The organism is Candidatus Paracaedimonas acanthamoebae (assembly GCA_017307065.1).
Lineage (GTDB): Bacteria > Pseudomonadota > Alphaproteobacteria > Caedimonadales > Caedimonadaceae > Paracaedimonas > Paracaedimonas acanthamoebae_A.
This window is the reverse complement of sequence record JAFKGL010000037.1, coordinates 1-10,430: the sequence shown is the minus strand read 5'-3', so window position 1 is coordinate 10,430 and position 10,430 is coordinate 1. Positions and strand designations below refer to the sequence as shown.

The window sequence follows — 10,430 nt, the reverse complement described above, 5'->3', positions numbered from 1 at the left end:
ATCTACCAATAGGAATTAAGAGAAACCTCTCTCAGTCGTTTATCACCATGATTTTTAACACTCCCGTTTATTGTGCTGGTTATGTTGCAATTTTTGGAAGTCTGATTCCGGCTGTATCTTTGAGTTTTTCATCCGAGAAATCATATTCTCCAAGAAGGTTAGTGTGCGCCCATGACATCGGAGAATGCGATGAAATCGCTGAAAGCAACTTATCTTTCTGGTCAGGGCTGTCCATTCCTTTCAATTTTTGTGACAGATACAGGTAGTTCCAACAGATGATAGCGTTTTTGATGAGCCGATTGCAGCTTTCGGCTATTTCCTGCTCTTCTTTGTCACCCTGAGTAAATTCTCGCGGATTGCCAACGGCGATAGCCCGTGTGAATCTATTGGCCAATTCAACTTTGTTAAGTTGTTTTTCAATGGCCTGGCGCAGTTCCACGTCATCAATGTAGCGCAGGATAAAGTCGGATTTTATAATCTGTCCGAAGGATTTAAGCGCCTGATATAATTTGTGCTGTTTAGAATAGGAGTTTAGCCGCCTGAAGATATCGGAGGCACTGGTTTCCTTGAGTTTTATGGTAGTTACGAGCCGTAAAATGTCATCCCAGCATTCTTCAATTAGAGCTTCATTCACATATTTTGTAGGCTGGACAGCCCATGTTGGCTGATGATCAAGTTTTCCCGATTTGCAAATATAGAGCGTTTGCTTTTTCAGGTTTTTAATGCGTGGTGCATACGAAAACCCAAGCAGATGTGTTGTAGAAAAGATGGCTTCACTATAACCATGTGTATCTGTGGAATGGATATCACTTTTGATGACATCATTGTGCATGAGACCATCTATAACATAGGCGCTTTCTCGCTCTGACGCGCTAAAAACAAGGGAATGCCAGAGCAAATTGCGTTCGTCAATGAATGTGTTGGCTGTTACGCCCTGACCTTTGCCAAAATATTTGAAAGAATAATTGGCGTTCAGGGAATCTGTTTTCACTTCGAACTTCTGCCCGTCACTAGCTGTATGTAGGCTATTCTGATTTTTGCGGTAGATATTGGGCAACTCCATCCGATCCAGAAACCGGACAATACAATCATTAGCTGATCTTATGTTCTCAAGTGAAAAATACCAATTTACAGCATGTTGCAAAGCGCTTTCATTGATCAGTTTTGATATGCGCGACATTTTCGGAATACCAATCGCGCAACCCAAACCTATAATTCCAGCATAAAGAATTCTATCGTCTGTTCGGCCTTTCGCGTATCGTTGCTGCCAGTGCTGAAATTCCTGTAAAAAGTCAGTATGCGCGTTGACGGTTGATAATATTTCCGGCAACGGCACAAAATGGTGGTCTGGAAAATATGGTTTGAGTAAGTCGGTCGCCCCATCTTCTTGCTTTGGTGTTGCAATGGTGAAGTTGTTACTGACTCTGGTTTTAAAATGGGGATTATCGTTGTTTTGGATGTGGTCATTGGTATTCTTGTACTGCACAGAAAGAGCGTGTCCAAGCTGCTTAATAACAGGCTTGCAGTATTCAAAACTCTCCAACTCCGCTCTGTGTAGAAGATCTTTCTTTTCTGCGTCCCATCTGCTCCTGGCAATCAGATATTCATCAAGGGAGCGGTACTTATAAGAATGTTCCAGATTGATCTGTCCTGATTTGATAGCGCCCGCCACATGAATAAATAACAGGACTTTGTATAGAGACGTCCTGAATATGCCGTTACCAGCAACGGATTTTTGCTCTGCATCTTCAAGAAAATTGATCGGGGCATTGTTCCGAATTAACCCATTATTTTTTCTGAAATACTCGATAGCATCAGTTATAGACTGTGCGCCTGCTTCATACTGAAAATTTAACGATTTCAAGATGAGGCTAACTCGATTTTGTAATCGCAGGGAACGTTCTTCCAGTATATCGTAATAACGCGGATCATCAGCACCGCTGTCAAATCCGTTCTTAAAATCATGCCATTCTCGTTCAACGTCTGAAAAACTGGTTTGATTGGTTTCTAACAAGTCTTTAATCAGAGCCAGCTTTCCGGCATCGGTGTCGTCATTGTCTATAATATCCCGGATTTGACGTACAAAACCAAACACCTTTTCATCAACAGAAGATGCTAATGTCTTTAGAGACTGATGCTGAGTTTTACGTTGTTCATAGCACCACTCCTTATGATCACGTTTCGCGCCATTTTCAAAGGATTTTACAGCTATTAAAAGCGTATCGACCAGATTATCCTGAAGCCTGTAATATTGGTGGGTGATGAAGGCAACAACATGAACATAGCGGTCTTCTTCACGGCGTTGATTGAGCTGAAAAATATCGGATTTGATCACTGCATTGGCAAAATACCGAATGCCTTCATATCCCAGACCAAGAACAGGAATAAGTGGTTTCAGGTTATCGTAGAGTTCTGAAATATAGAGAAGGTCATACGCTCGTTCTTTGATCTGGGCTGGTTTTGTGGATTGTGAGAGTTTTTTGAGTAAGGTCAATTTATATCTGGCATAGGGGGTGTCCGCTTCCTGTGCAAACAAACCGTCCAACAATAATTTTGCCTCCGCGCTTAATTCGCGGCGAATAACGGCTGTAAGTTCTTTCCTCCTCTGATTGACGGCCTTTAGGATCAATTCTGAAAGCTGGAAATATGGCAGAATCTGAACGCGCTCTCGGATCAGAATATCAATGCAACGCCAGAAAATGAGTTTGGGCTTAAGTTGAGAGCGCATCATGGATGAAATTTCATGCTCAATGATTTGCAAAGCGGTTTCATCAAAACGCCTGTAACCGTAAAATTCCAGAATAATTTCTTGATGCCATTGTCGTGTGCTTTGCACATAGTGTTCCGGTGAAAATTGTTTTGACTGAAGATTTAAGATACGTGCGACATAGACTATATCATTTTGATGAAAATCTTCTGGTCTAAAAAATTTCTTTGCCGCTTTGAAATAACCACAGGCCAACAAAAACCCAACTTTAGTTGATGGCTTTCGCAAGGCCTCGGATTTTTCTTTTAGAGAATTCGGAAAATTGAAAAAGCGTTTACGTTCGCCACTGTTGAAAACAGGAGGGTTATCAAACATCTCCTGCTCGCTTTTATTCAAAATATACATTCTGGGCACGGCAAAATCCAATCGCTGATGTTCTAAAAACGATGGTTTTTAGAACAAGATACTTCCCGGCACGAAATTTATTAAAAACATGCCTTAAATATGTTCCAAAACATTGTTCCGTTTAATTTGTTCTGTTAATATCACAAAAAATCGTTTTAGGAACAAAAAATATGCTCATTGGTTATGCACGCGTTTCAACTCTGGATCAAAATCCGCAGCATCAGATTGATGCCCTCAATGAAGCCGGATGCAAAAAGATATTCACCGAGAAAATATCCGGCGCCAGCAAAAAACGAAAACAACTACAGGAAGTACTTGATTATATGCGCGAAGGCGATACGCTTGTTGTCTGGAAGTTATCACGCCTTGCACGCTCCCTGACGCAAATGATGAGCACAGTCAAAGATTTGGAAGAGCGTAAAATCGGCCTGAAAGTGATTACCCAGAATATCGATACCTCAACACCGGAAGGCAGGCTATTCTTTCATATGAATGCTGCTTTTGACCAATTTCAGAGGGAGATCATTGTTGAGAATACAAAGGCGGGCTTAAAATCTGCACGTAAAAATGGCCGCATTGGGGGAAGACCGCTTCTCATGACTGATGAGAAACTCCGCACGGCAAAAGCCATGCTTAAAGATACAGAAAATTATCCGTTTATTTCTGACATTATCAAAACACTCAGTATCGGAAGAACAACTTTCTATCGCCATTTCCCACCGGAAGAAATTCAAAAGATCAGACCAGAATCCTAAATTCTTATTGGTAGAGACGTACCTCTATGGAATTTGACCCTACCCCGTGTAATACCTCCAGATCTAGGTTAGTATAAAACAAGGGTGAATCGTTACCATTAAATTTCTTCTAAGGCGAGACCATGATTTTGTTTTAAGAGATCTTTTAATGCTTTTAAGGCAGAATCACTCATTGAAGAAAGAGTGTTATCGACTTTATCTATTAAGCTTAGAATAGTCGCTTTAGGGTCACCACCTCTTACATAATACATTAAAGCTTCATCAACAGCCCAAAAGGACATTGTAAAAAGAGAAACAGAAGAAGAAACTAAAGCAAGTACATTTCCAAAATCATTCATACTTAATGATTGTTGAACTGCAAGTTCGTAAAGCGTACCCGCATCACAACAAGCGAGTAAAAAAGCTAAGCTCGCCACTCCTGTTCGCTTTATCATAAGATCCCTATCTTCCTTTGACATAGGCGGAGGAGAAACAGATGAAGGTTCATCCTCGGATCCAAAGAAAAATGAGGAAAATTTCTTATACGTTTTTGTCAAACCAATAGAAGCGACATCATAAAATTTTTGAAAGCTACTATGCGCAGCAATTGCACTTAATGAAGAAGCTGTTGCAAGAGAAAAAATAGCAAAAGCAGCTGTCGTATAATCAGTTTGCTCTGGCGTTAAATTAAATAAAGGTTGAGTAAAACCAAAAGCAGCTTTTGTTCCATTATAATAAAGATACATACCACAAACGGCTACGGCTCCTCCTATATACCCTACAACATCTCTAAATCGGCTTGTTTCTTTAATATGAACTTCATCTCTTATAAAGAGTTCAGGATTTGTAAAAGCATTTATCTTTTTAGTAACATCTTCCCCTGCGTTATTAATAATATCTTCAAGGATCTTTGCTTGTTTAAAATTTAAAGCGCTTACAAATTTTCTTGATTTATCCAGTAAAGTTCTAATTTCATGAATATTCGCTCCCCGACTTTCTGGTTCTAATTCATAAAGTTTTTTGTTTTTAGGACCAGAAATAAATTTTTCATAAGCTGCTGATCCCAATTGTTCCATTGCATAATAATCTATAAGCGTCCTTACATAAAATGTAGGTAAGCCGGGTATTAGCCACCCCCATCCGACTAATGGATAAAAATTATCATATGCAATATACGTTAATATAGAAGCAGAACAAGCTGATGCACCTGCGAGAAAAGTATTTTTTGATATCCTTAATGTTTTCTCAAAACCTGATTCTGCTTTTTTTATATCAATAAAACTCTGAGGAGTCGGCGTGATTAAATATTTCATAAATTTCTGACTTGAAGCTGCCCCTAGTAAAGTCATAGGGACGCTAGATGCAGAGGCATATATGGTTGAAATAATATGATTCCCCGGGGCATTTAAGGAAGTAACAAGATAATGTTCTGAAAGTTTGTATCCTAGAATAAAATATACTGAACCTCTAGCTACAGCGCTTAAAGACCCAAATATAAACAATCCTTTGTTTGTACCTTTGCTAAGAGAGTCTTTCTTATTAACAACCTCTGTATCTAGCCATATTATTATTGCGCCATTTTGGAAGGTAGAAGATGATAATATATTCTCCAAATCTATGAGTTCTTCTCCTTCTGTGCTGACCAATACAGTTTTTAATGGTGCGTCTTCACCAATGCCCTCTAAGTATTGTGTGGAGAATTTCGAAGAAGACACTATAGGAGGTAAGCTCACAGGTTCGATTATGTCTTCTTCTTCATTAATAGCCTCTAATGGAACTATTCTCTTTAAACTTGTCTCATCTTCTTCTCCATTATGAGAAGAAGAACGATGCGTTAAATCTTTTAACTCAATTACATCATCTGTTGCATATATGAGATTTTCAAATAAGCATAAAGCAATAATAAACCGAATGATTACAAACATTTTTATCTCCTACTTAAGAGTAAAATTCACTGTTTACAAAAAATTCTTTAAGCCTTAAATGCTTGAATACAAGTATTTAATTGCTCAAAATCAGGAATATATTTTGGTAACCAATCTTTATTTTTTTCTATATAATCGCTAAGATTCTTAAGAATTACTTTATTAGAAGAATGATCTAACATCCCTTTTATAAGTTTTTTTGTTTCAATTATTTTATCTTTATACCATTGTATCCTTGAACTATTCTGGTGAATATTAAGGTTAGCAATTCTCTCATGTTCTTTCATAAGCTTTTGCAATACTTGATTTAAATATAATCTTGTAAGAGCTTTATTAAAAATAGATTCATCCAATACTTCTATTTTCTTTAATTCTAAAGAAGAGCAATTTTTACTTATAAGCTGTTGATTATATTTAATAATATAGTTTCCAATGAAGAGATTAATGCTCTTACAAGCATTATAAATTTGTTCTGGAGCTAAAGAAAAACTCATCCTAAGCGAATAATTAAAGAAATTACCACTTATCTCACCAGGAACCATATCAATATTACATATACTAAAGATAGCATTTCTAACATCTGTTGCCGTCTGAAATGGTGCATGATCAGCAATCTTAGCGCCAATTAACTTTGAGATATCCAGTAAGTGAAAGAAACACCCTTTAGGCTTTGTTAAAGTTCTTACAAGAGGCATGCCTGAGAGAAGTAAATTTATTAATTTTTTATCAAAAGGTTTTCCAACTTTATATTCATTTTCAAGAATTAACTGATAAATCTTTATTTTCTGTTCTTCAGTTATGTTTGTTTGGTGAATACCATCTACAAGAACTTTCATTAAATCACGCCTAAAGAGGTATTCTTGGCTATTAGAATTTAAATAATTATCTCTTTCCTTTTTAGGAGCACTAAAAACGGCATCAAGCGCGATCATAGCTGGAAGAGATGCACTTGAACTAGAGTTCAATAATCGATACTGCATTTCACTAATTATTTCAGAGGTTCCTATTGCAACGCCAGTTCTTAAACCAGGAACACAATATGATTTTGATAAACTCATAAGCGTCAAAGTTTTATCAAACATACCATCCATTGATGCCATCGTTGCGGGTACAATTTTTTCATATAAAACTCCCCAGTGAGCTAAATCATCTATAATATATATTCCTGGATGATCTCGAATCACCGCAGCAATTTCTCTTAAATCTTCTTTCGTATAAACAGCACCTGTTGGATTGTGGGGATTCATATGATAGAAAGCTTTTACACGAGGCGAAAAAGAAAACTTTAATTCATCTTTATTCACCAATGGATCGGATATAGTTTCAATAAAAGTGTTAAGTTTTTCTATATATTGATCGAAAATTTTTAAATCTGTTATTTCATCAATATTAGGAAGGGAAGGAATTTTTTCTTTATCTAAATTAAATACTTTCATTGCATGAATAAAATTCTCATATTCTTTTATAAAAGTAGTTAATATATAGTTATTGAATGCTCTTTCATTATAAAAATGAATTGTTTTGTATAATTTTTCGGGATGGACCTTCCAGCCATCATTCTCACTGATATCAATAAATCCTACTTCTCCACCTGCAGTATAGATTGGATCTATAAACAATCCATAAGTAGGGCGAGTGACTAATACGATATCTCCCTTATTTCGTATAATTGATTTAAGAGCTAGGTAGTATAGATTGGTACTACCATGTCCAATGACAACATTATTTGTTTCTAATTTTTGGTTAGGAGCCAAAATTTTTTCTTCTTGGCAATAGCTGCTTATTTTAGAAATAAACTCTGTTGTTGGAACTTGCATGCTGTAACGTGCATAAGTTATCAAATTTTCCCCTAGGCTTTTACGCAAGTTCTCTACAATTGGTGGAAAAGGCAAGAATGCAGGATTTCCTGTATTCATGGGAGTAATCTTAGTGCCAGGTGCTTTACCATGAAGGATATATAGATCATATATGTCTATGTAATATTTCATAATATCTTGTATGCTAGCCTTGCTACCCAAAGGCTTTATATACCTTGGGATATGTTGACTTTCGTGATGTAAGTTCTTTAATGCTTCTCCCACTTCTCCAGATTGATGTTTCCCTTTATTTTCAATATTATTTTTGGATTTCTGCTTTATTGTCGCTTCCCGATAAAAATTTACAATATGATTTGCTGAATGAGATAAAAACATTGGGTTTGACAATAATTTTTCAGTATTTTTAATAGCGGAATAAGAAGCAGTAACTAGATTTTTATCTGTATGTGTTAAGTAAAGTTCCCCTACTAATGGAGTATTTTCTGTTTCTTGATTACTAGAATAATAACGATAAAAAGTCGGCATGTTACTTAACTTTAATAAATCATTCTTACTACTTAAGTGTAGATTAACTTTAATGATATTTTTAAAATCTTTTTTGGCTAAATAGGGTTCAGTGCCTGTAACTACTTGGTGTAAATGATAAGATATTGGACTGTAACCTATTATCCTTTCCATGACTTCCATTTGGTTGAGATTTGGTAAGGTAAGATTATAATCGACAATCTCTATTTGGTCTTTATGAAATGCTAATACAAATTCAGCTGTACCATGGCTTAAATATGCTCCTTTTGCTAGCCTCTGAGATAATTCAGATAGCTTATCTTCTGAGATAATAGAAAAATCTTTCAAGTTAACTAAAGTAGAAATACTGTTTTGAGCTTTATGTCCTTTAATATCAATTTTTTCATGCCAAAGCGCCAAGGGAATAACTTTATTGTTAAAGCTCACTATTTGTAATCGATATAAATTTTCACGATAAGGTTGAATCCAAAGTTTAATATTAGATGCTTCATAAGTTTTTACGTTATCTAGTATTGAATTAACATCAGAAGTTTTACCTATATAATAAGTTGCTAAAGTTTTTTGGGGAGTTATAACTTTAACAGTGCAAGGCAACGATTGTTTTGAGATTTCTTTTGTAAAGTCTTCTACTAATAAATTTTGATTTTCAGTTCTATTTCCTAATAGCTTTGTAAGATGGTTAATAGCGGTAAGTTTATCACTATTTTGTCTCCGAAATGCTTTCCCATTAAACTGTTTACTAAAGGCCTCTTTAATGACATCTGCTAGCTCAGTATCACTCTCTTGAAGCGCATATACCTCACCTAAAATGAGACCCTTATTTTCAATTAAAATTTTTAGAGATTTTAGTATCTCTGACGTTTTATCTTGCACTATAATTTCATCATAATAATCCTTTGCTTTTTCTTCGCTTACTTTTGAATTGGAAGTCACTAGGTTAATAAGAAAAAACTTTTGTTTTTTTAGTGTTTTAAGGAAATAACTTTCCTCAAGTTTGCCATTAATAATTATTATAATCTTGTTGCGAGCATTAATTTTGGGTGAAACATTACCAGGACAGCTACCATTACTTATACTTGGATTTTCTATAACAAGAGAATATGTTTTTTCAGTAACAAATATAAGCCCTAATAGCATTAGAGCATAACTGATTATAACTAAATTTACTCTTGATAAAGACAAGTATTGTTTAATTTTTTTCCAACTATAATACATCTATATTACCCCAAAAATTTTAAATATAAGTGAGATCGAATAATATAGGGGGGTATATTATGTGTCAATAGGCTGTTTCAATATTTTTAGTATTAAATTTAACTTCACTATGTATCTCATAAATGATATAAGATAGTGCCCTATATTATGAAAGACATATTGGAGTAATGATGAGTCATATCATTCGTAAAAAGACCAAGCTCTTAAATCGAGTACGACGTATTAAAGGCCAAATTGAAGCCATCGAACGCGCTTTAGAAGATGAAAAAGGATGTACAGAAATTCTCCATTTAGTTGCTGTAATTCGAGGGGCAACTAATGGGTTGATGTCAGAAGTCATGGAAGATCATATTCGTAATCATATTGCTGATTCATCTCATGAAACAGATATTGAACATGCTAAAGAAGAACTTATTGAGGCCATAAAATCATACCTGCGTTAGTCTATTATATAAATATTTAGAGATATCATTAAATTCTGTAATCATTGCTTGCATAGCTTTTGTAGAAGTACCAAACGAATATTTAAGACACTCATCAATATGGTCATGAATCAGTAGCTTTCTTGCATTTGCTATTGCTGTTTTCAACAGCATGTTGTGGTTGAGCAAGATCTCTCAAAGCGACCTTCTTTAAGGAGTTTTATTGTAGTTTAAGATGTCCTTGAGCACATCGAAGTCTTTCAATAATTTCTGGATGAGTAAGATGTAGATGTTCTTTTGTAATAGGGGATTCCTGGATAAAACCCCTAATAAACTCTTCTTTAAAGAAAATAGATTAAGAACCTTAGTAGTATTTTGTTTATTACTTTATCTTTTATAATCAAAAAAAAGATTCATTCAACTTCGAGATGCTATTGAATCCAAACTTTCTTTAAAGATGATTTTAAAAGATTGGTACATGATAAAGGCGAATCTAGCAGAATTGCCCCATAAGCGCACACTCCAGATAGAAGAATATGATTTCTCGGATGAAAAACTCAAAGATACAGCCGGAATCAGACTTCCAAAAATTGCAACATAACCAGCACAATAAACGGGAGTGTTAAAAATCATGGTGATAAACGACTGAGAGAGGTTTCTCTTAATTCCTATTGGTAGAT

Annotated in this window: 5 protein-coding genes; 2 read left to right on the top strand and 3 right to left on the bottom strand. The window is 35.4% G+C overall.

Features of this window, described 5'->3' with window-relative positions; genetic code table 11:
• Nucleotides 1-79: 79 nt before the first annotated feature.
• Nucleotides 80-3,133, bottom strand: coding sequence for a Tn3 family transposase (locus tag J0H12_07425; GenBank protein ID MBN9413729.1), 3,054 nt, complete (start codon nucleotides 3,131-3,133; stop codon nucleotides 80-82).
• Between the two features lie 149 nt (nucleotides 3,134-3,282).
• On the opposite strand from J0H12_07425, the gene J0H12_07420 reads away from it, so the two are divergent.
• Nucleotides 3,283-3,867, top strand: a complete 585-nt coding sequence (locus J0H12_07420; GenBank protein MBN9413728.1) for a recombinase family protein — start codon at nucleotides 3,283-3,285, stop codon at nucleotides 3,865-3,867.
• A 98-nt stretch (nucleotides 3,868-3,965) separates the two neighbouring features.
• Here J0H12_07420 and J0H12_07415 read toward each other — a convergent pair whose 3' ends face one another.
• Together J0H12_07415 and J0H12_07410 are read right to left on the bottom strand one after the other, a co-directional pair.
• A complete protein-coding gene (locus J0H12_07415; protein MBN9413727.1) occupies nucleotides 3,966-5,771 on the bottom strand; it encodes a hypothetical protein in 1,806 nt (601 codons plus the stop codon).
• A gap of 47 nt (nucleotides 5,772-5,818) precedes the next feature.
• Nucleotides 5,819-9,328, bottom strand: coding sequence for a pyridoxal phosphate-dependent aminotransferase (locus tag J0H12_07410; protein MBN9413726.1), 3,510 nt, complete (start codon nucleotides 9,326-9,328; stop codon nucleotides 5,819-5,821).
• Nucleotides 9,329-9,498: 170 nt separating this feature from the next.
• Between J0H12_07410 and J0H12_07405 the strand changes: the two genes are divergently transcribed.
• Nucleotides 9,499-9,771 carry a metal/formaldehyde-sensitive transcriptional repressor gene (locus J0H12_07405; protein ID MBN9413725.1) on the top strand — a complete coding sequence of 91 codons (273 nt, stop codon included), beginning with the start codon at nucleotides 9,499-9,501 and terminating at the stop codon, nucleotides 9,769-9,771.
• The last annotated feature ends 659 nt before the right edge of the window (nucleotides 9,772-10,430 follow it).